Source organism: Pontibacter litorisediminis (genome assembly GCF_029360645.1).
GTDB lineage: Bacteria > Bacteroidota > Bacteroidia > Cytophagales > Hymenobacteraceae > Pontibacter > Pontibacter litorisediminis.
The window spans coordinates 62041-83526 of record NZ_JARDUA010000002.1 but is presented as its reverse complement, the minus strand read 5'-3'; the positions used below and the strand labels follow the sequence as shown (position 1 = coordinate 83526).

Annotated in this window: 17 protein-coding genes; 11 read left to right on the top strand and 6 right to left on the bottom strand. The window is 54.6% G+C overall.

All coding sequences use genetic code 11. The features are described from left to right. Nucleotides 1–38 precede the first annotated feature (38 nt). Entirely contained in the window at nt 39–593 is a 555-nt protein-coding gene (locus PXG97_RS06640) for a 3'-5' exonuclease (protein ID WP_276496965.1), read from the bottom strand. Nucleotides 594–966: 373 nt separating this feature from the next. On the opposite strand from PXG97_RS06640, the gene PXG97_RS06635 reads away from it, so the two are divergent. From PXG97_RS06635 to PXG97_RS06610, 6 genes are all read left to right on the top strand, one after another. Continuing rightward, complete coding sequence (locus tag PXG97_RS06635; RefSeq protein WP_276496964.1) at nt 967–1635, top strand: porin family protein; 669 nt, start codon at nt 967–969, stop codon at nt 1633–1635. A 320-nt stretch (nt 1636–1955) separates the two neighbouring features. Continuing rightward, on the top strand, nt 1956–2816 hold the full coding sequence (locus PXG97_RS06630; protein WP_276496963.1) for a hypothetical protein: 861 nt from the start codon (nt 1956–1958) through the stop codon (nt 2814–2816). 689 nt (nt 2817–3505) lie between these two features. Next, nucleotides 3506–3946 carry a Z-ring associated ZapG family protein gene (locus PXG97_RS06625; RefSeq protein ID WP_276496962.1) on the top strand — a complete coding sequence of 147 codons (441 nt, stop codon included), beginning with the start codon at nt 3506–3508 and terminating at the stop codon, nt 3944–3946. A 4-nt stretch (nt 3947–3950) separates the two neighbouring features. After that, a complete protein-coding gene (locus PXG97_RS06620) occupies nt 3951–5039 on the top strand; it encodes a toxic anion resistance protein (protein ID WP_276496961.1) in 1089 nt (362 codons plus the stop codon). Next, nucleotides 5039–5215 (top strand): hypothetical protein, encoded by a 177-nt coding sequence (locus PXG97_RS06615; protein ID WP_276496960.1) that lies wholly within the window; start codon nt 5039–5041, stop codon nt 5213–5215. The genes PXG97_RS06620 and PXG97_RS06615 overlap by 1 nt, the downstream gene beginning before the upstream one ends. After that, the gene (locus PXG97_RS06610) at nt 5212–6066 is read left to right on the top strand and encodes a hypothetical protein (protein WP_276496959.1); all 855 of its coding nucleotides are present in this window, start codon (nt 5212–5214) and stop codon (nt 6064–6066) included. The genes PXG97_RS06615 and PXG97_RS06610 overlap by 4 nt, the downstream gene beginning before the upstream one ends. 129 nt (nt 6067–6195) lie before the next feature. Here the strand turns inward: PXG97_RS06610 and cphA are convergent, their stop codons facing one another. The 4 genes from cphA to PXG97_RS06590 all read right to left on the bottom strand — a co-directional run bounded on the left by cphA (nt 6196) and on the right by PXG97_RS06590 (nt 13265). Further along, on the bottom strand, nt 6196–8826 hold the full coding sequence (gene cphA, locus PXG97_RS06605; protein ID WP_276496958.1) for a cyanophycin synthetase: 2631 nt from the start codon (nt 8824–8826) through the stop codon (nt 6196–6198). Between the two features lie 297 nt (nt 8827–9123). Beyond that, nucleotides 9124–10239, bottom strand: coding sequence for an MBL fold metallo-hydrolase (locus tag PXG97_RS06600; RefSeq protein WP_276496957.1), 1116 nt, complete (start codon nt 10237–10239; stop codon nt 9124–9126). A 159-nt stretch (nt 10240–10398) separates the two neighbouring features. Continuing rightward, nucleotides 10399–11802 (bottom strand): M16 family metallopeptidase, encoded by a 1404-nt coding sequence (locus tag PXG97_RS06595; protein ID WP_276496956.1) that lies wholly within the window; start codon nt 11800–11802, stop codon nt 10399–10401. A gap of 5 nt (nt 11803–11807) precedes the next feature. Next, nucleotides 11808–13265, bottom strand: coding sequence for a M16 family metallopeptidase (locus PXG97_RS06590; protein ID WP_276496955.1), 1458 nt, complete (start codon nt 13263–13265; stop codon nt 11808–11810). Nucleotides 13266–13631: 366 nt separating this feature from the next. Here PXG97_RS06590 and PXG97_RS06585 point away from each other — a divergent pair, with 366 nt between their 5' ends. From PXG97_RS06585 to PXG97_RS06575, 3 genes are all read left to right on the top strand, one after another. After that, nucleotides 13632–15014, top strand: coding sequence for an alpha/beta hydrolase family protein (locus tag PXG97_RS06585; RefSeq protein ID WP_276496954.1), 1383 nt, complete (start codon nt 13632–13634; stop codon nt 15012–15014). 111 nt (nt 15015–15125) lie between these two features. Then, the gene (locus PXG97_RS06580; protein WP_276496953.1) at nt 15126–16769 is read left to right on the top strand and encodes an ABC-F family ATP-binding cassette domain-containing protein; all 1644 of its coding nucleotides are present in this window, start codon (nt 15126–15128) and stop codon (nt 16767–16769) included. Between the two features lie 141 nt (nt 16770–16910). Further along, the gene (locus PXG97_RS06575; RefSeq protein ID WP_276496952.1) at nt 16911–17078 is read left to right on the top strand and encodes a hypothetical protein; all 168 of its coding nucleotides are present in this window, start codon (nt 16911–16913) and stop codon (nt 17076–17078) included. Nucleotides 17079–17222: 144 nt separating this feature from the next. Here the strand turns inward: PXG97_RS06575 and PXG97_RS06570 are convergent, their stop codons facing one another. Beyond that, a complete protein-coding gene (locus PXG97_RS06570) occupies nt 17223–18767 on the bottom strand; it encodes a hypothetical protein (protein ID WP_276496951.1) in 1545 nt (514 codons plus the stop codon). A gap of 157 nt (nt 18768–18924) precedes the next feature. Here PXG97_RS06570 and PXG97_RS06565 point away from each other — a divergent pair, with 157 nt between their 5' ends. Both PXG97_RS06565 and leuC read left to right on the top strand, forming a co-directional pair. After that, on the top strand, nt 18925–20091 hold the full coding sequence (locus PXG97_RS06565; RefSeq protein ID WP_276496950.1) for a 2-isopropylmalate synthase: 1167 nt from the start codon (nt 18925–18927) through the stop codon (nt 20089–20091). A 1-nt stretch (nt 20092) separates the two neighbouring features. Further along, nucleotides 20093–21484: a 3-isopropylmalate dehydratase large subunit gene (leuC, locus tag PXG97_RS06560; protein ID WP_276496949.1), complete on the top strand. Its 1392-nt coding sequence runs from the start codon at nt 20093–20095 to the stop codon at nt 21482–21484. The last annotated feature ends 2 nt before the right edge of the window (nt 21485–21486 follow it).

The window sequence follows — 21486 nt, the reverse complement described above, 5'->3', positions numbered from 1 at the left end:
AACTAGTTGTGCTGCCGGAGCTAAAAACACCAATCCCCTCAGATGCGGCTGATCTTACAGCCCATTTTAGCAGCGAACTCTATTTCTGACAAAGTGCCGGTCAGGTCCAGGGCCTTTAGGGACAACCGGGCGCAAGCATCAGCATCTGAGGCGGCCCGGTGGTGCAGGAAATTGATGCGGTGCATGTTGCAGAGCGTTTTCAGGTCATACTTGTGCATGCCTTTCCAGATGTTTTTGGAGAACTTCAGGCTGCAGGCATAGCGGGCTTCCGGTAGCGGAAGTTGGTATGTGGCCAGCGTTTTGCGTAGCACGCTCATATCGAAGCTGGCGTTATGGGCTATCAGGAACTGGCCTTCGAGGTACGGCTGCAGCACTGGCCACAGCTCCCGAAAATCAGGCTGATCTTTCACGTCGGCTGGCCGTATGCCGTGCACGGCCACATTAAAAGGATTAAAGTGCGGGTAATACAGCGGCTTAATCAGCCAGGAGCGGGTTTCTACAACCTGCCTGTCCCGTACCACCGTCAAACCAATCTCACAAGGGCTGTCTCTTTGCGGCGTAGCCGTCTCAAAGTCTATAGAAATGAAATCCATGGCCAAAGGTAGGGAATTGTACGGAAATGTGTTTTATAGGATGGTAGGTGCAGCCGGAACTGCGGCGGTTGGAGCCGTTAAAGTAGGGCTCCTGTAGTAGCAACAGGTAAACAACATCGTACAGGGGCAAAAGCGTAATACTGCCATATCAACCTTTTTTATTATTTAAGGAAAGTGTTATCCCGATAAAAGAACTTTTATATCATTATATAAAGATGGTGTTTTTGAGGTTTTGCTATACTTCTGGCACTCAATAAATTGCTGAACGGATGCAAGCGCCCGGCGTTTGGACCTAGGAAAAGGTATAGAAACCGGCTATATAAGAAGGCACGTATATTGTCCGTTTACTACCAAACTAACACACTTATCACTTATGATGAAGAAGTTTTTCTTTGCAGTTGCCCTGGCGTTTGGCACTTTTACCGCGGCGCAGGCGCAGGCCACATTCGGCGTAAGGGGAGGGGCAAACCTAACCAACTTGTCTGGCGACCTGCAGAACGAGGATCGGTTCGAGAACAAAGTATCCTTCCACGGAGGTGTTACCCTGAACTTCCCGGTGGTAGAGGATTTCTTCTCTATACAGCCAGAGCTGCTTTACTCCAGAAAAGGCTTTAAGAACAACAGCGAGGAATATACCAACCTGCTGCTGCAGAAAAGAAGACGCGAAGGCAGGGTAGACTATAACTACCTGGACCTGCCTATCCTGGGCCATATCAATACCGGTCCGGTATACTTTGAATTGGGCCCGCAGCTGGGCTACCTGCTTAGCGTGAACAACAAAACAGAGCTGTACGATGGCAACGGCAGCCGTATCTCCAGCGAGACAGACGCAAAGAGCAAAGACGGCCTTTCGGAGTTTGAGATTGGCTACGCCGCCGGGCTTGGCTTTAACGCCAGCAACGGTGTGAGCCTGGGCTTACGCTACAACGGCGCCTTCTCCGACTTTGTGAAAGAGGACGTGAACTTTGAGGGAGACCTGACCAATGCCCGCCACTCGGTATTCATGCTGACGCTGGGCTTGCGTTTCCCGTCGGGTAATTAAGTATAAAGTATAAACTATGGAAGCTGCCAGTCTCGCCCTTTGGGCGGGGCTGGTTTTTTATTTTCCGTGCTTTCAGCCCTGAAAGGATAGCTCCAGGCTTTTACACACCACAAGGGCGGGCGGCGCTAGTTCTGGGCCTCACCCCAGTATGAATGGCCTATCCGGGTTCTGACCGATTCTAGCGGACACTGCGTCCGGGAATGGGCACTTTTCTCCTCCTCACCGCAACCGATATTGCCTTCCGAATTAATATTAGCGCATCCTAATAATTGGCACTAAACTTGATGATGCGGATATGAGCTATTTATACAAATAAAACTATGAAAAATTTTATCTATGTTAAGCCGAGGCTGCTCGTGCTTGCTGCCGGTTTAAGCCTGTCGCTACTGACGCTAACCTCCTGCGAAGAGGAGGAAGTACTGCCATCTGTTCCGGGAGTACCTTCCACAGGTACGCCGCCTACTACACCACCAGCTAATCCTGCGCCGCCGGCTAACCCAACGCCACCGGCTACACCCGCACCGCCCGTTACCACCAATAGCCTGCTCACGCAACTGGGTACTAAAGTACTGAAGTATGATGCACAAAACCGATTAGTAGAGGTGAGCTACACCGACCAGCAAACCCATGGCTACACCGTAGTGTACGAAGGCAACAAGGCTGTGCGGCTTAATTTCCGCAGCGGCGGCTACTTGCTTTATACTTACGAGGGTGATAAAGTGGTAGCGGCGGCTCGTTATTATGGCGATAACCTGGTAAACTACCGTTATGCGTTTGAGTACAGCGGCGACAAACTGGTGAAGCAAAAGCAGTGGAGCTATGCCGTGTCGGATGCAGGGTTCCTGACCGTAAATGCGTACAGCTACGACGCCAATGGCAACCTGACCAGCATTCTAGTGTCAGCGGCGGCTAGCGGGCAGGAGGCAGACCTGGCCCGGTCGTACCAAATCACCTGGGGTGGGTATGATGCCAAGCCCAACCCCATGCCTTTTGCAGAAAGCACCATTTTTCTGCCCGGCGTCAAACTGTTCGCCAATAATCCTGGCTACCGCGACTCCGGTTCTTCCAAGGAACTCTTCAGCTACTTGTACCACGAGTCGGGCATGCCGGATAAGCGGTACACCAGGTTAGAAGGCTACCCGCACGTGCCGGCGTTTACCGATACCTATACTTATCAATAAGCATTTAAGGCTCTAGAATCAGGCAGCCGCTTTACCCATGGGGTAGGGCGGCTGCTTGGTTTTATATTGGCTGGTTTAAGCTAACTCTTTGTCTTGCGCAAGCGTCCGCTTGTGCCTCACATTGCCGCTGCTTCCTGTAGGTTGAACCAAGCTATCCTTACTAGCTACTGCTGATCCTCTAGTTCCCACAAGCCTATAGTTTCATTTCTGGCTTTGGCTCCCTCCAGGCCGGGAGGCCTCGCCTTCGGGCATCGCGCTGTGTTCCCTCCTGCGCCAGGGCGCTGCCGCTCACGCGGCACCGGATCTCACAAGGCGCTCAACCCAAAGACTGGGATCAGATTCGATAGCCAGCGCTGACGGAGCTTGAACAGAGCTCCCCCTGCTGTTATTAGGCAATGGTTGGAGCGTGGTTGTCCCATTGGAAGGGGGCACGGGGATGAGAATCGTTCACGAGCGATTCTCCTCCTCGGAGGGGCTGGGGTGAGTTAACAGCTCCTAAAGGACAAACCTTAACCCCAAACCTGTTACCGTTTCTGCAGCAACATAAAAGCAGCGGCACTTCAACTAAAACCTTACCCGAGCCTTCCTGTTCTTCGTAAGGGAAGCAGACAAAAGTGGTCCATCTACCCAACTTCATTCCCCGTATAAAAAGTAGATTTCCAAACGTCAGATAAAAAGTACAATCACATATGTTATTCTTCTGGATATTCGTTATAGGGGCAGCGCTGGGATACCTGTTTGGCCACTACGTAAACCCTAACCGGCAACTGCGGAAGGCCATAGAACGGGCGCGCCTGGCAGGGCAGGCAGTGCTGCAGGAGGGGCACCAGGGCGTGTACCGCACGGTGGTTTCGGACCACGACCAGCAGTCGGAGCTGGTGGTGGAGGTAAAGGAACTGGCCGTAACGCAGGCGGGCATGGTGAAGGTGGAGTACCTGAGTGCCTTTTACAAGAACCCGACTTTCCGTACAAAAAAAGGCGAAGCCCTGATGCGGGAAGTGCGCGAATTATTAGGAGATTATCTGCCTTTATCCGATATTGAATGGTACGAAACCGCAGAGCGACAGGAGCAGGCGCGCAAGAACCTGCAAACACTGGACACGCTGGCTAAAAACAACATTGGAACGTAGCACCATGGAAAACACGAACATCACCATCACCGAGAATAAAGAACTGGTTCAGCAGAAAGCGCAGGACCTGGCCCGATCCATAGACCCGGAAAAACCAGAAACCCTGACCAATTTCGGCGTGGAGACGCAGCGCAAGCTGGGGCAGTACTCTGACGAGCTGCTGTCGAAGGTAAAATCCAAAGACTCCGGTGACGCCGGCACGGCCATTAACGAGCTGCTGACCCAGATCAACATGATCAAGATTGATGAGGAGGAGAAGCGGAGCTTTCTGTCGCGGCTGCCCTTTGGCAAAAAGATCGAGGATCGTTCCAAAAAACTGGCCATGCAGTATAACTCGATCTCGGAGAACGTGGACGATGTGGTGATAAAGCTGGAGAAAACACGCCAGAGCATCCTGAAAGACTCCACCAGCCTGGAGGTGATGTTTAAGCAGGCTGTGGAGTACATACACGAGGTACGCGCTGTAATTGCCGCCGGCAAGCTAAAGGTGGAGGAGATAGAGAACACCGTGATACCAAAGCTACAACAGGAGGTGGAAAGCAGTGGTCAGGACGAGCTGGTGGTGCAGCGCCTCAGCGACATGGTCTCGTTTAAAGAAAAGCTGGAGAAGAAGGTGCATGACCTGACGCTGTCGCATACCATTGCCACGCAGGCCATGCCGCAAATCCGCATGCTGCAGACCACCAACGACGTGCTGGCCCAGAAAATTCAGAACTCCATTGTCACCGTTATTCCGGTGTGGCGCCAGCAGGTGGCCATCGCCTTGGGGCTGGAGAAGCAGCGCAAGGCCCTGGAGATACAGAAAAAAGTAACTGACACCACCAACGAGATGCTGCTGAAGAACTCGCAGCTGCTGAAAACGAACGTGGTGAACGCTGCCAAGGAGAACGAGCGCGGCATCGTGGACGTGGAGACGCTGAAGAAGGTGAACCGCGACATGGTGGAGACGCTGGATGCGGTGGTGAAGATATCGGAAGAGGGAAGCCGAAAGCGCATGGAGGCGGTAAAAGAGCTGGCTGTAGTGCAGGAAGAACTCAACAACAAGATCATCGGCACGTTCAGCAGCAAATCCAAGAAGATTGAGACCGAATAATGGCTTCGGAGAAAGGACAGAAGCACGCCCCTAAAAAACTCCTGACATCGGAGCAGGAGGAACTGCTGGATTTGTATGTGCAGAAGCTGGACTACTTCTTTGAAGAGTTGAAAGCCGCCGATGCCATACAGGTCGAGATCGAAACGCAGCACCTAAAAAAGATTCTTCATAAATGATAAAGCTGATGCGCTCCCTTTTCGGGCTGAACGGGCAAACCGGCAACAGGAAAGTGGTTGGCGCCCCTGAAAGTACAGGGCCCGGGGATGTGCCGTATCTTAAGGAGTCGGAGCAGCGGCTGGCGGCGCTGCAGGAGCTTTGCAGCAGGTATAGAAACACGCCTTACGCTGCCCAGTTTCAAGCGGCTTTTGAAAAAACGAAACGCATCCATACCTATCTTGTGTCGCGGGACAGAGGGCATGAGCTGGAGTTGTTTCATGTGCAGCGCACCGATCATTTCCTGAGTACTTATACCGCTATCCTGACTGCGCAGCAGGAGCCAACCCTACAGCCGTTACCGCCGCCGCTGCCATCACAACGTTTGCCCCAACCCCCTCCTGCGCGGCCGGGGGGCGTGCTGGGCAGAACAGTGGTATTCGGGCCTTTCCGTAGCGAGCACAAAGAGGTGAAAGCGGCCCGCACCCTAAACCGCGAAACGAGCCAGCGGGTGTTCCAGGCCACGGCAGACGCCAAGGTGGAGGTGCCCCGATTGGCTTTACCCGAAATAGCCATCAACACCTATGCTACTGTGGTGTACCTGCGGGAGGATGTATCGGACGGCCTGACCACAAGTGAGATTGGCTTTACCTCCTCGCCGGAAGAAAAGGAGGCGTTTATAAGCTACATCTCTTCACGCTTGGGCATCGATCACCTGACGTACGCGGGCAACGCCATGGTATACGTACCCACCCACGACAGCAAGCACCCGGCAGAAATGCTGCCAGTGGTGCACTGGCATGGCACCCCCTATGTGCTGAGCATGGAGGATGACCGCCTCTACCCGGTGCGCACCTACAGAACCAGGAGATAAGGCAAAACCTAAAGCTTTGTTAGCTATAGCAATCTGGGGCTCCCCATAAAATAGGAAAGAGGCTTAAAAACGCAAAAAGCGCGGCAGTTTCATCAGAAGCTGCCGCGCTTTTTCGTACACTGTCTGCTGCTACTGCTCTGTGTTTGATTCCCGGTGCTGAATAACCCTGAAGTTCTCCACCAGTTTAACGGCTTCCGGGATATCCTCTGAGAAGAGGGCGATAAAAGAGCCTTCGGGGGCATACTCCAGGGCATAAGCCAGGGCCCGCGCCTCCTGGTTAATTTCCTTTGGCTCCAGCTCCGGCTTCACCTTGTAAATGCCTTCTTTCAGCAAGTGGTTTATCTCGTTGCCGTTGCGCCCACGCAGGTCCTTGTCCTGCCGGATAATGATCTCATCGAACACTTCGGCAGCTAACCGGCCTACTTCCTTCACGTCTTCGTCGCGGCGGTCACCGACGCCTGCGATAATGCCGATCTTAGGGTGAGCCTCCATGTTCCTGATGAAGTCGCCGATGGCCTGCATGCTGGCAATATTGTGGGCATAGTCGATGAGCACCTCTGCCTTTGGCAGCTTAAACAGGTTCATGCGGCCCGGGGTAGTCTCCGGGGAAGGTATAAATGTGCGCAGGGCGGTGCGGATCTCATTTATCTCCATATGCGAAATATAGGCCGCCAGTGTGGCCGCTAGCACATTGTAGATGTTAAACTTCGCTTTGCCCCCGAAGGTGAGCGGCACATCGGCCACCCGGTCTACCCGTATCTTGTAGGTGTTCTTGAAGATAGAGATAAAGCCGTCTTCGTAAACAGCGGCAAGCCCGCCTTTAGAGATGTGCTCCATGATGCGCGGGTTCTCCTCATCCAGGCTAAAAAAGGCTATTTTGCAGCGCAGGCCGCTGGCCATACCATATACCAGGTCGTCATCGGCATTCAGGATGGCGTAGCCTTGCGAGCATACTGTCTTCGGAATAACGGCTTTCACACGGGCCATGTCCTCCACTGTATGTATGTCTCCCAGCCCCAGATGGTCTTCCGATACGTTCATCACGATCCCGATGTCGCACTGGGTAAAAGCTAGGCCTGTGCGCAGCATGCCCCCGCGCGCGCACTCCAGCACGGCATAGTTCACGGTGGGGTCCTTTAGCACAAACTCGCTGCTGTAGGCCCCGGTGGTGTCGCCTTTCAACACACGCTTGCCTTGTATGTAGATGCCGTCGGTGGTGGTATAGCCTACCTTGTGGCCCTTAAAGTTGAGCATGTGCGCCGTGAGGCGTGTGGTGGTGGTTTTGCCGTTGGTGCCGGTTATGGCCACAATGGGGATGCGGGACGGGCAGCCGTACGGGAACAGCATGTTGATGATCGGTTCCGCCACGTTGCGCGGCAAGCCGTCGGTAGGGGAGATGTGCATGCGCAGGCCTGGGGCGGCGTTCACTTCGATCACGGCCCCCCGTGCTTCGGGCAGCGGAATGGCGATGTCGGTGGTGATCACATCTATACCGCAGATATCCAGCCCAATAATACCGGCTATGCGCTCTGCCATCAGCACATTATAAGGATGCACCAGGTCCGTCACATCGGTGGCGGTGCCGCCTGTGCTGAGGTTCGCGGTCGTTTTCAGGTACAATACCTCCCCAGCAGGTAGCACTGCCTGCAGGGTCAGCCCTTTGTCACGCAGGATGCCCCGGGTAATCTTATCGACCTTAATGTGGGTAAGGGCTTTTTCATGGCCTACCCCGCGGCGCGGGTCTTTGTTCACCTGGTTGATCAGTTGCCGGATAGAGGATTTGCCATCGCCCACCACCATGGCTGGCGTGCGCCGGGCGGCAGCTGTGAACTTGCCGTCTATCACCAAGAGCCTGAAATCGGAACCCTGGATGTACTGCTCTACCAGGACCTCCTCTGAATAGCGCTGTGCCTCGGCAAAGCCTCTGTGGGCTTCTTTCCAGGTGGGCAGGTTTATGCTGGCGCCTTTGCCCTGGTTGCCGTACAGCGGCTTGGTCACCACCGGGTAATCCAGGCTGTCGACCGCATGCTCCAGCTCGCGCGAGGTCTTCACAATTCTGCCCAGCGGCACAGGAATGCCTGCCTCCTCCAGTATCAGCTTTGTCAGGTTCTTGTCGCCCGCGTTTTCTACCGCAAAGCAGGAGGTGTTGCTGGTCATGGCAGCCTGTATGCGCTTCTGGTTAACCCCGTAGCCCAGCTGAATAATTTCCATTTGCCTGTTCTGGATGTACGGGATATTGCGGTTCACGGCCTCGCGCACAATGGCTTCAGTGGATGGGCCGAAGTACTCATCTTCCCGGATCTGGTGTAACCTGGCCACATCCTGCACCACGCTTACGCGCTCGCCCCGGGCCAGCGCCTCCGTAATCCGCACCGCCGCCGTTGCCGCGTACTCTCCCGCGCGTTCCTGCTGATACGAGAAAACCACGAAGTCCACCCCGGGCTGCTCGGTGGCATAGCGCCTGCCGTAGCCACTGTCCATGCCGGCGGCCGTTTGCAGCTCCAGGGCAATGTGCTGCACCATCTTGCTTAAGGTGGTGCCCTCGTTCACTAGCCGGATAAAACCTCCCTCTGTGCCCTCGGAGGAGCGGTGCTTGTAAATGCCCGGAAACAGCTTTAGAAGTTTGTGTGCCAGGTTCGGCACTTCGTTGGTAAGGGTGTGCTGCAGGTCCTCCAGGTCCAGCTTCAGCACAATAATCTTCGGATGCTTAATAGACCAGTAATTAGGCCCACGCATTATCTTAAGCTCAACGACTCTCATAGTATGATGATAACAAGCTTATACTTCGCCTTCCAGAAGTACATGCCTTTCTAGATCATAAAAGAGGGAAGAAGAACTAGAGGAAGGTATATGGCTATACGTAATTTGGCCCTTAAGAGCAGGCATGGGCAGTTCAAATTAACAGTAGCCTCAAAAAAATGCGTATAAACGGCAGCTATGGTGCCGCGAGTAAGTAATTATACGGGGTAAGGGGCTACCTTCTGTTTGGTACAAAGCAATCATACATTACTACTGGCATACGCACCGGCACAAGTATAAAAAAGCACTACCCGCTTGTTACGGACGCCACCAGTTGCTGCGGGGAGCAGCCTGGTGCAGGATAACAGGCTGCCCAATGAGCGGAGTGGTGATAGGCACCTGTAGCTCCCGCGCCTCCTTGGTAACGCGCTCGATCGGGTCGGTCCAGCTGTGGAGGGCCAGGGCGAAGGCGCCCCAATGAATGGGCATGAGCAGCTTGCCTTTTAGGTCGAGGTGCGCCTGCACCGTTTGCTCCGGCATCATGTGGATGCTCGACCAAAGCTCGTTGTACTGCCCGCACTCCATCAGGGTGAGGTCGAAGGGACCATACTTGTTGCCGATCTCTGCAAAGCCGGGAAAGTAGCCGGAGTCCCCACTGAAGAAAATCCTGTCCTTGCTGCCCAGGATCACCCAGGAGGTCCAGAGTGTTTTCATGCGATCGGTGAGGCCGCGGCCGGAGAAGTGGCGGGATGGTGTTGCGGCAAAGGTAAGCCCCTGAAAAGTAACCTCCTGCCACCAGTCCATCTCCGTTATCTTTTCGGCAGGCACGCCCCATCGCTCCAGGTGCGCGCCTACGCCCAGCGCCACGTAAAAGTGGCCTGTCTTTTCGTTTAGTTCTTGTATAGAGCCGTAGTCCAGGTGATCATAGTGATCATGAGAGATCAGCACGGCATCGATAGGGGGTAACGCTGCGGCGGTGATGGGCAGCGGGGCAAATCGCCTGGGGCCTAGAAAGCTGATCGGGGAGGCAATGTCGCCCAGCATCGGGTCCAGCAGCAGCCGTTTGCCGTCTATCTCCACAATAAAGGCTGAGTGCCCGAGCCAGGTTACCACCGTGGCGGTGTCCTGCACGGTGCCGGGCGCGCTTGCCTTTACAGGGATGTATGGCAGTGGGTGGTCAGGCTGCTGATTTGCTGTTTCTCCAAAGATCCGGGTCTGCAACAGTTTCAGGTAGCCCTTAAAGCCGATGTCCATGTTGGTAGGCACGGGGTTGTGAAACACGCCGTCCTTGTAGTTCGGTGACTGCTGCATCTTTTTCAGGCGGGCTCCTTTGGCCTCGGCACCAAACTGGGGGGAGAACTGGAGAAAAGAGCAGCTGGCTACTACAGCCAGAAGTATAATGAGGGTGAGGGCGTAAGCGAAGTATCGGACCATGAAAGCAAAAAGGCGCTGTTTCTGCTGGCGTAGTTACGACTTTTGGCCCGAAAGGCAATGCAAAAGTATAAACCGCTTGTTTGAAAGGGTGCTCCGGTATAAAAAGTTACAGCGAGGCTCCGGTAGCACCGGAGCCTGGCTGTAAAGTATTAAAGTTGCTTACTGCGTAACAGGTGCCTTTTTCAGGTCTTCCTGAAACTTCTTCAGTTGCTTGTCTATCACTTTCTTGTCTCCAACCACCACCAGCGTCATGTCTCCGGGGCGGATGTAGGTGTTGGTGATTTCCTGCACCTTTTGCGGTGTGACGGCATGTATGTTTTCCACCTGGTTTGTTAGGAAGGACTCTGGCAGGTCGTGCAGGTCCAGGAAGTTAAGCTGTCCGATGATACCCCCAGGGGTGGAATTTCGCAGCACAAACAGGCCCGCCTCATAGTTCTGGATGCCCTTCAGTTCTTCCTCCGTTGGCGGCTCTTTGCGCAGCCTTTCAATTTCATACACGATCTCCTTCAGCGAGTTGCCGGTATGCTCCGTGGTAACATCTGCCTGCTGCGCCCAGTCTCCGACCTTATACCTGGCAGAGACAGAGCTGGAGGGAGAGTAGGTATAACCTTTGTCCTCGCGGATGTTACGGGTGATGCGGGAACCAAAGGAGCCGCCCAGCAAGGAGTTCGTTACCCGCAGCGGAATGTAGTCCGGGTGTGACGGGTCAACAACCGGCAGGCCGATCAGGAGGGTAGACTGCGGGGCGCCGGGCCGGTCCACCACGATCATGTCTTTTTTAGTAACGGGTTTTGCCACAGGTATGGCACGCTCCGGGCCTTCGCGCCAGCCACTGAGCGAGGAGGTGATCGCCTCTTTCATGGCTCCTTCATCAAATTTGCCGGCCACGTATACGTTGGTGCGGCGCGCGCCGAACTGCTTCTCGTAAAAGTCGCGCACCTGGGCCAGGGTGTAGCTGTCTATCTCTTTGTCGGAAGGCAGGTCGCGGCCGTAGGGGTGGTCGCCATAGAGTGCCTTGCTGAACCTGGTGTACGCCTGTGTGCCCGGCTGCGCCCGGGCCAAATTCATCTGCCGCTTCAAGTCGTTCTTCACCCGCTCCAGCTCCGATTCCGGGAAGGCGGGGTTCTGCAGGATATCGGCCATCAGGCGCACCAGCTCCGGCCCGAACTCTGAGAGCGCATCGGCATAAATGGTGGTTTGGTTGGGGCCGATGCCAATGCTTAGAGAGCCACCCATCCGCGCCACCTCTTCTGCTAGCTGCTTGGCTGTCCGGGTGGCGGTGCCTTCTTCCATCAGTTTGCCTACAATGTCGGCAAGCCCGTTCTGGCTCGCCTCCTCGTGCACGTTACCTGCCTGCACCACCATGTTCACCGTTACCTTCGGCACCTCGCCGTAGGGCACCATGGTGGCTTCCAGGCCATTGGGCAGGGTAAACTCCTCTTTGGCTGGCAAGGTGAAGTTTTTGGGCTGGCCTCCCTCCGGAGGGGTTTGTTTTTGCGCCACGGCTATACTTGCGCTCATAGCCAGCAGCATACTCAGGGATATGGAAAATATTTTCTTCATGATGCTTATATCTGTGCCTGTGGGTTGATAACTAAAACAGTGCGGTTGGTTGGCCGCAGGTATTCCTTAATGGTTTGCTGAATCAGCTCCGGCGTTACCTTCCGGAACTCCGACTCCAACTCGTTGATGCGGGCGGGGTTGTCGTCGAACAGGGCGAAGCTGGCCAGCAGGTCGGCTTTTCCGAAGCCATAGAGTTGACTTACCTGGTCGTAGAGCGAGGAGCGTATTTTTACCATGGCCAAGTCTAGCTGCTCCTGGCTGATGCCTTCCTGCTGCAGTTGGGCGATTTCCTGGTCCAGCACCTGGATGATGGAGTCAGAGGCTACGTTCTTATCATAAACCAGATTGCCCATCCAGAGCATGGGCCCGTTGTAGTTGTACATATTGCCCAGGTAGGCGTTGATGCCTCCACTTACAGAGCCGGTGTACCCTTTATCTTGCACCAATGCCTGGTGTAGGCGGCTATCATCGCCCTGCAACAGAATCTGGTCCAGCAGGCCCATGGCGTAGTACTCAGGGGTGTTACGCTCCGGCATGTGGTAGGCAAAGGCAATAGCAGGTTTGTTAGCCAGTTTGTCGTCTTTGGTAAAGTGCTGCTCTTTCTCCTGGCGCGGCTCGCTCAGGTTTACCGGCTCAGGCAGGGTGGAGGATGGGATGCCGCCAAAGTACTGCTGCACCCACTGCCTGGCCTGTTGCGGCTCAAAGTCGCCTACTATCACCAGTGCGGCATTGTTAGGGGAATAATACGTTTTAAAGAAGGACTGCACATCCTCCAGGCTCGCTGCGTCAAGGTCCTTCAGGTCGCCGTAGAAGTTGTGGGCGTTGTACCAGTTCTTGTTGGCATACTGGGGCATGTCCAGCCACGGGAAGCCGCCGTACGGCTGGTTTAGCACGTTCACCTTCACCTCGTTCTTTACCACGCCCTGCTGGTTGGTCAGGTTTTCTTGCGTGATGTTCAGGCCTTTCATGCGGTCAGCCTCTGCCCAAAGCATGGTCTCCAGCTTGTGCGCCGGCACTATCTCGAAGTAGTTGGTAAAGTCGAAGCGGGTACTTCCGTTCAGGATGCCACCGTTCTTCTGCACCAGCTGTATAAACTCCATTTTGCCCAGGTTGTCCGAACCCTGGAACATCATGTGCTCGAACAGGTGTGCGAAGCCCGTGCGGTCTTTAGGCTCTATCCGGAAACCGATGTTGTAGTACACGGCCACGGTCACGACAGGGGCCGTCTTATTGGGCGAGAGCACTACTTTCAGGCCATTGTCCAGCTTATAGTAGTCTACCGGCACCTCAAAGCCAGTGGTAGCAGCGGGCTCAACCGCCTCGGCCGTCTGCGTGGCCGCTGTAGTATCGGAGGTGGGAGCCGTCGTTTTCTGGCTACAGGAGGCCATCGCCAGTGCCATGCCTACGGCTACAGGCAATAGCCTATACTTGGGCAGGCGAAATTGTCTAGGTTTAATTTGCATAGAGACAGTTGGTTAAGGTTTCAGAAGTTAAAACATAGTGCTATACGATTATTTAAAAGTATAGTACAAAATAATATTGGTAAAAATTAGTTTATGTCTGTAGTGCCGTTGTAGCTCATCCAACAGAGCCATTTTCAGGAGGTAAAGTGGGCCGGTGCGGGAGAAGCTACTGGTGTTTTGTAACAGGACTGGCAGGCTTCTGCACGCACCCGGTGCTGTTACTGTGCCTGCGGTTCTGATGTCGTGGCAGGAGTATGGTTTCCTAGCATCTGGCGGCAAGGGAAATAGCGGTTTTCGGAACCTCTGAGTTGCTAGCAGAAGAAGAATTTAGAATTATCTTTACAAAGCTCTAACACATATACAACTATGAAAAAAAGTATACTTCTGGCCATGGCGGCACTTGCCTGGTGCCTGTCACTTCCGGCGCAGGCGCAACACCTGAAACGCCGCCCTTTCCTGGGGGTGCAGATCGCCCCGGTGGCTGATTCACTGGTGGTGGTTTATGGCCTTGCAAATGAAGAAGGAGGAATGGTGATGGCGGTGATTCCCAATAGCACGGCGGCAGCGCTTAAGCTCCAACCAAATGACGTCATCGTCAGCATTAACAAGGAGGCTGTCAAATCAGCGAACGATGTGGTAGCCAAGGCGCGGGCTTTTACCACTGGCGAGCCGGTTACCGTGGGCATTATCCGGAATAAAAAGCGCCTGACCTTGAAGGGAAAAGTAAAGGAAATGCCGCGCGAGGAGGATGCTGCGGCGGAGGTGCTGTATGACGAAGTGAAGACAGACCATGGCTACGCCCGCCTCATCATGAAAAAGCCTAAAGGGAAAGGCAGGTTTCCGGCAGTCTTTTTTCTGCAGGGCTATGGCTGCAGCTCCATTGATAACCTACCGCCCCACGACCCGCAGCGCCGGCTGATGGATGGGCTGGTGGCCAAAGGCTACGCGGTTTTTAAGATGGACAAACCTGGCTCCGGCGATAGCCAGGGCAGCGCCCCCTGCTCCGAAGTCGCCTACGCCGAAGAGCTGGCCGCTTTCTCGGCGGGTCTTAAAAAGCTTACTTCCTATGATTTTGTGGACACAGGCAACGTGTTCTTGTTCGGCCACTCGCTTGGGGCCAACACGGCGCCCGTTATCGCCGGGGATACAAAGGTAAAAGGCATCATCGGCTACGGGGTGGCTGGTAAGCCCTGGTATGAGTACATGCTGGATGTTTTTCGGGAGCAGCGCGCTGAAATGGGGCTGGACCCGGTAAGGATTGATGAGGACATGCGGGTGCTGGGGCCGCTGACCTACGAGCTTTTGGTCGAGAAAAAGTCGCCTGAGGAGCTGGCTCAGAATCCAAAGTATAAACAACATCTGGAACAGAGCTTTGAGTATGATGGCAAGGGGCATTTATTTACACGCCACTACACCTTTATGCAAGGCATACAGGAGGTGCCCTATCATAAAGCATGGCGCGATGCCAACACCAATGTGCTGATTATCTATGGCGGGGCAGACCTTCCGTCTATCAGCCCGCACAACTCGGAGTTGCTGGTAAATGCGATCAACGCGATGCGCCCCGGCACAGCCACCTACAAGTTTCTGCCGGAGACCGACCACGGCTTTATTAAAGTAGGCTCAAAGCAGGACCTGATGCGCCTGCGGCAAAGCGACGCGTATGAGGCCTACGCCCGCGATAACTTTAACCCGGAACTGGTGGAAATGATAGACGCTTGGATGCGGCACCTCATGCAGAACCAATAGGGCTGAAGGCTGGAAGTGTTTTTTGCAAGTATAAAGGGGCTGTACTTCATGGTAATGTTCTGAGGCATACGCAGAATTATCTTGTATCTTTGCAGCCTTAAAACAATACCTATGATTTCAGTAGACGCGGTTGCAGTTGAGTTTAACGGGGCAGCCCTTTTTAGTAACGTTACCTTTAACATCAACGAGAACGACCGGATAGCCCTTATGGGCAAGAATGGCGCTGGCAAGTCCACCCTGTTAAAGGTGATTGCCGGAGTGAACAAGCCTACGCGGGGAAAGGTGTCGGCGCCGAAGGATGCCGTGATCGCCTACCTGCCGCAGCACCTGCTTACCGACGACGACTGCACGGTGTTTGAGGAAGCCTCCAAGGCCTTTGCCAAGGTACTGGAGATGAAGAAGCAGATGGAGTTCCTGAACTCGGAGCTGGAGACGCGTACCGACTATGAGTCGGATGAATACTACGCCATCATAGAGCAGGTATCGGAGCTGAGCGAGAAGTACTACTCGGTGGAGGAGATCAACTATGACGCGGAGGTAGAGAAAACCCTGAAGGGCCTGGGCTTTACGCGCGAAGACTTTGCTCGCCCGACCAAAGAGTTTAGCGGCGGCTGGCGCATGCGCATCGAGCTGGCCAAGATCCTGCTGCAGCAGCCCGACCTCATCCTGCTCGACGAGCCCACCAACCACCTCGATATTGAGTCCATTCAGTGGCTGGAGGAGTTTTTGGTGAACAACGCCAAGGCTGTGATGGTGATTTCCCACGACAAGGCTTTCGTGGACAACATCACCAACCGCACCATTGAGGTGACCATGGGCCGCATCTACGACTATAAGGTAAACTACAGCCAATACCTGCAGCTGCGCCAGGAGCGCCGCGAGCAGCAGCAAAAGCAGTACGACGACCAGCAGAAGGAAATAGCCGAGATCACCGCCTTTATTGAGCGCTTCAAAGGCACCTACTCCAAAACACTGCAGGTGCAGTCGCGGGTGAAGATGCTGGAGAAGATGGAGATCATCGAGGTGGATGAGGTAGATACCTCGGCCCTTAACATCAAGTTTCCGCCGGCGCCACGCTCGGGCAACTACCCGGTTATAGTGGAGGGGCTCACCAAGAAGTATGGCGACTATACTGTTTTCAAGGATGCTTCCCTGACGATAAACCGGGGCGAGAAAGTGGCTTTTGTGGGCAAGAACGGCGAGGGTAAATCCACGCTGGTGAAAGCCATTATGGGCGAGATTGATTTTGACGGTAAGCTGCAGCTGGGCCATAACAGCATGATCGGCTACTTTGCCCAGAACCAGGCCTCCCTGCTGGATGAGAGCCTTACCATCTTCCAGACTATCGACGAAATTGCCGTGGGCGATGTGCGCACCAAGGTAAAGGACCTGCTGGGTGCCTTCATGTTCAGCGGCGATGCCATAGAGAAGAAAGTGAAGGTGCTGTCGGGTGGCGAGAAGACACGACTGGCCATGATCAAGCTGCTGCTGCAGCCAGTGAACCTGCTGATCCTGGACGAACCGACAAACCACCTCGACATCAAAACAAAAGGCATCCTGAAAGACGCCCTGAAAGCTTTCGACGGCACGATCATACTTGTGTCTCACGACAGGGACTTTCTGGATGGACTGGCCTCCAAGGTGTTTGAGTTCGGCAACAAGCGCGTGCGGGAGCATTTTGAGGACATCAACGGCTTCCTGCGCAACAAGAAGCTGGAGAACCTGCGCGAGATTGAGCGAAGCACCGCCAAGTAAGTGCCGTTCCTCGTCTTACATCCGCGCAAACAAAGTATAACTTCTTTCCGCTAACAGCCTCGGAGGCAGGGAAGGGCAAAGTATAAAACAGGCGGGGCGATGCGGCACGAGGGCATCGCCCCGCTCTTACCTAACAAGGATATGCTAAAGGCACTGGTGGCGGTGTTCGCCCTAGCGGGTTTTCTATACTTCCTGTTCTATCCCTGGCTAAAGCACAAGATCGGGCGAAAGAAACTGTTTCGATGGTTTCTGATCCTGTACATCGCCATAGTTTTGGCCACCACAGTGGGTACCTACATCCTAAACTGACGGGAGCCAGAGGCTATACCTGTACTGCCTGGCAGGTGTCGTAACCGAACAGCAACGGTGGATGCTGTCGGCTTAGCTTCTCCGAAAAGAAGCGTTTCTCCCTCATCACCTGCAGCCGTGATCGACACTACGTCTGAGCCGCCATCACTTCAGCTGCCTGAACTTCCGCCTGATCACCTCTTGCACCGGTATACTTTCTATCTTGCTCTCCAGCCACGATATGATGTCCAGGTACAGGAAAGGGCGGCGCTGGAACGGATTCTCCGCTATGGCCGTGAGCTTCTCCTTCAGGTCGGCAAATGCCTGCTTCACCTCGTGTGGAGGCACATTCCCGAGCCGGCGCAGGAAGCGGAAAATCTCCACCTGCATCGCGTTCTGATCGTTCATCTTCCCCAGGAAACGGTATACCGAGCGAATCTGCAGCTCCAGCTCATAGTCGTCGCCGGCCTCATAGTAGGCGATCAGCCGCAGAATGCGGGCAAAGCACTGGATGTCTTCGCGCAGGTTGGTGTCCTGGTAGTTGATGATCTTGTTAAGGTACCTGATGGCCGTTTGGTTATCACCGCTGCCAAAGTATAAACTGGCTATCTTAAAGTAAAAGATAAGGCGGCGGTGCGGGTCCAGCTGCATCTGGTGCTGGCGGAGCTTCTTGAGCAGGCTTGGCACCCAGCTGACGCCCCCTTCAAAATCGCCGCGCATAAAGTAGGCGTTGATGCGGTTGGTCGTGCTGTAAAGAAACAGCAGTACCTCGGTGTTAGGGGTGTGGCGCAAGGACTCGTCATCGGCAAACTGCTCCAGGTCTTGCAACACCTGCTCGAAGCGCGAGTAGTACTGCAGGTTAAACAGGGCCGCCAGCAGGTTATGAAGCCCCTTGATGTAGAGGGACGGCTGAACGCTCTTCATCTCCGGTTGGGCCTCAAAAAGGTCCACCCACTTTTGCGCGTAACGGTAACAGGCTTTAAAGTCCTGCACCAGGTAATAGTACCAGACATGCGCCTGGTAAAAGTATAGCTTCTCCATAAAGCTTGCCCCCCGTAGATCGATGGCGGGCAGGTTCTCCTGAAAGAAAGCCTTAAACTGTTCGAAGTCTTCCTGGGTTTTGGCGTGGCCCGCCTGAATGTATACCCCGTACAGCCGCAGCGACAGGTTGGACAGTTCGTGGGCCTGCGATACATGCAAGGCCAGGTCCGTCGCCTCCTCGGAAAGGGAGTCGGCCCGGCCGCTCAGGCTACGGGTAATGTACTGCGACTCGATCTGCTTCTCAAAATCTATGGCTGTGAGGGCAATGTGCTGCAGCTCCGCCTGCCGGGCAGCGGCCTTTACCTTGTCCAGCAGCTTCAGGCACTGCCGGTACAGCCCCTTGTTGTAAAGCACCCGCGCATAACTCAGCTGCTCGAGCAGCTGTATGTCCTGGTTCTGGTTGGCATGGAACAGCCGCAGGCTGGAGAGGAGCTGCTTGTACAGGTTGGCCTTTAGGTTGGGCAGTTGCGGTTTTTTCAGGTTTGGCACCTGCTCGATGATCTTTTCCTCCTCATAGTCATGCAGGTTGTCGAGCACGTCAAAAAGCTGCAGAAACTTTAGCCCCTCGTTTGTTCCCTGTCTTTTGGTGTACAGGCGAAAATGCCTCTTCTCAGAGCGTGTCAGTGACTTCACCAACTGGAAAACGGGATCGGAGCTAGGATTAGCCATGGTATAAAGGTAAGTTGTAACTGTTTGATGTATAAAGATTTAACACTTTGTGGTTAACCATTGGAAATGGTAGCACCGTGTTAAATTTTGTTTCCCTTGCTGCTGAATATACAGGAGATTTAAATCAGTACCGTAACTGTTAAAGACCAAATAAAGGATGTCAGCAGAGAAAATACAAATATTTGATACCACCTTGCGGGACGGAGAGCAGGTACCAGGCTGCAAACTGAACACAAACGAGAAGCTTGTGATTGCAAGACAGCTGGAGCTGTTAGGCGTTGACGTGATTGAAGCCGGATTCCCCATTTCCAGCCCCGGAGACTTTGAGGCAGTAAGAGCGATTGCCCGCCAAACGAAAGAGGCTACCGTCTGTGGCCTGTCCAGAGCCGTGGAGAATGACATACGCACGGCGGCTGAGGCACTGGGGGGGGCTGTGCGCCCCCGGATCCACACTGGCATCGGCACGTCAGACCTGCATGTAAAGTATAAATTGCGCACCACCCGCGAGGAGGTGATCGCCCGTGCCGTAGCGGCAGTGAAGCTGGCCAAGAGTTTTGTGGAGGATGTGGAGTTCTATGCCGAGGACGCCGGCAGAACTGATGTAGAGTTTCTGGCCAGGGTCTGTGAGGCGGCAGTAAAAGCGGGCGCTACGGTACTGAACATCCCCGACACCACCGGCTATTGCCTGCCCGAGGAGTATGGCAAAAAGATCAAGTACCTGTATGAGAACGTGAAGGGGATAGAGCAGGTATGCCTCTCTACCCATTGCCATAATGACCTGGGTATGGCCACGGCAAACTCTATCGCCGGTGTGATGAATGGTGCCCGCCAGATTGAGTGCACCATAAACGGCGTAGGAGAGCGGGCCGGAAACACTGCCCTGGAGGAGGTGGTAATGATCCTGCGCCAGCACCCAGACCTGAACCTGACCACTGGCGTCAACAGCAAGCTGCTCACCGAGACCTCTGTGCTTGTGTCGCACATGATGCGCATGCCAGTCCAGCCGAACAAGGCCATCGTGGGGGCCAACGCCTTCTCGCACTCCAGTGGCATCCATCAGGATGGGGTGATCAAGCACCGGGAAACCTATGAGATCATTAACCCGCAGGATGTGGGCGTGGATAGTTCTTCCATTGTGCTTACGGCCCGCTCCGGGCGCGCTGCGCTGGCTTACCGTCTGCAAAAGCTGGGCTACAACTTCGATAAGGAGATACTGGATAAGGCTTATGGCGTTTTTCTGAAGGTAGCAGACGAGAAGAAGGAAGTATGCGATACAGACTTGCATGTGTTGGTGGAGAAGCAGAACCTTATTACGGCCGGATAACATGGGAAAGACATTATTTGACAAGATATGGGATGCGCACGTGGTGCGTTCCATCGATGGAGGGCAGGATGTCTTCTACATCGACAAACACCTGATACACGAGGTAACGAGTCCGCAGGCGTTCGAGGAGCTTGAAAAGCGAAACCTGCCCCTGTTCCGCAGAGGACAGATTCTGGCCACGGCCGACCACAACGTGCCCACCAAGAACCAGCACCTGCCTATCGAGGAGCCCTTGTCGCGCTCGCAGGTAGACAAGCTGACGGAGAACTGTACCAAGCATGGCGTGGAGCTGTACGGGCTGGGCCATCCTTACCAGGGTATTGTGCACGTTATAGGGCCAGAGCTGGGAATCACGCAGCCAGGCATGACCATGGTGTGCGGCGACAGCCATACTTCCACGCACGGGGCTTTCGGGGCCATTGCGTTCGGTATCGGCACCAGCCAGGTGGCGCAGGTCATGGCCTCGCAGTGCTTGCTCCTGTCGCGCCCCAAGCGCATGCGGATAACGGTAGAAGGGGACCTTCGGCCAGGCGTTACCGCCAAGGACCTGATCCTGTACATTATCGCTGCCTTGGGCACGGGCGGTGCCACGGGCTATTTTGTGGAGTATGCGGGCAGCGCCATTCGCTCCTTAAGTATGGAAGGGCGCATGACCGTCTGCAACATGAGCATTGAAATGGGCGCACGCGGTGGCATGATTGCCCCGGACGAAACCACTTTTGCCTACCTGAAAGGCCGCCCCTTTGCCCCACAGGGAGAGGAGTGGGAAAAAGCATTGGCTTACTGGCAAACGCTTTGTTCGGATGAGGATGCGAAATTTGAGGTAGAGTATCACTTTAACGCCCCGTCCATCACACCGATGATCACCTACGGCACCAACCCCGGCATGGGCATCGCGCTGCATGAGAACGTTCCGGTGAAGGTAAAGGCGAGCGAGCAGGTGAGCTTTGAGAAGTCGCTGCAGTACATGGGCATTCAGGCTGGCGAATCGCTACTGGGCAAGCAGGTGGACTATGTGTTCATTGGCAGCTGCACCAACTCCCGTATCGAGGACATCCGAGCGGTGGCGTCTTACGTGCAGGGCAAGAAAAAAGCGAGCCATGTGGAAGCCATTGTGGTACCCGGATCAAAGCAGGTAGAGCAGCAGGCCAAGCAGGAGGGCCTGGATAGAATATTGGCAGAAGCGGGGTTCGAGTTGCGTGAGCCAGGCTGCAGTGCCTGCCTGGCTATGAATGAGGACAAGATACCGGCGGGAGCCTACTGCGTGTCTACCTCGAACCGAAATTTTGAGGGCCGCCAGGGGCCTGGCTCCAGAACACTGCTGGCCAGCCCATTGGTAGCAGCGGCGTCAGCCGTGGAAGGGAAGATTGTTGACATTACCTTACACCTGTAACA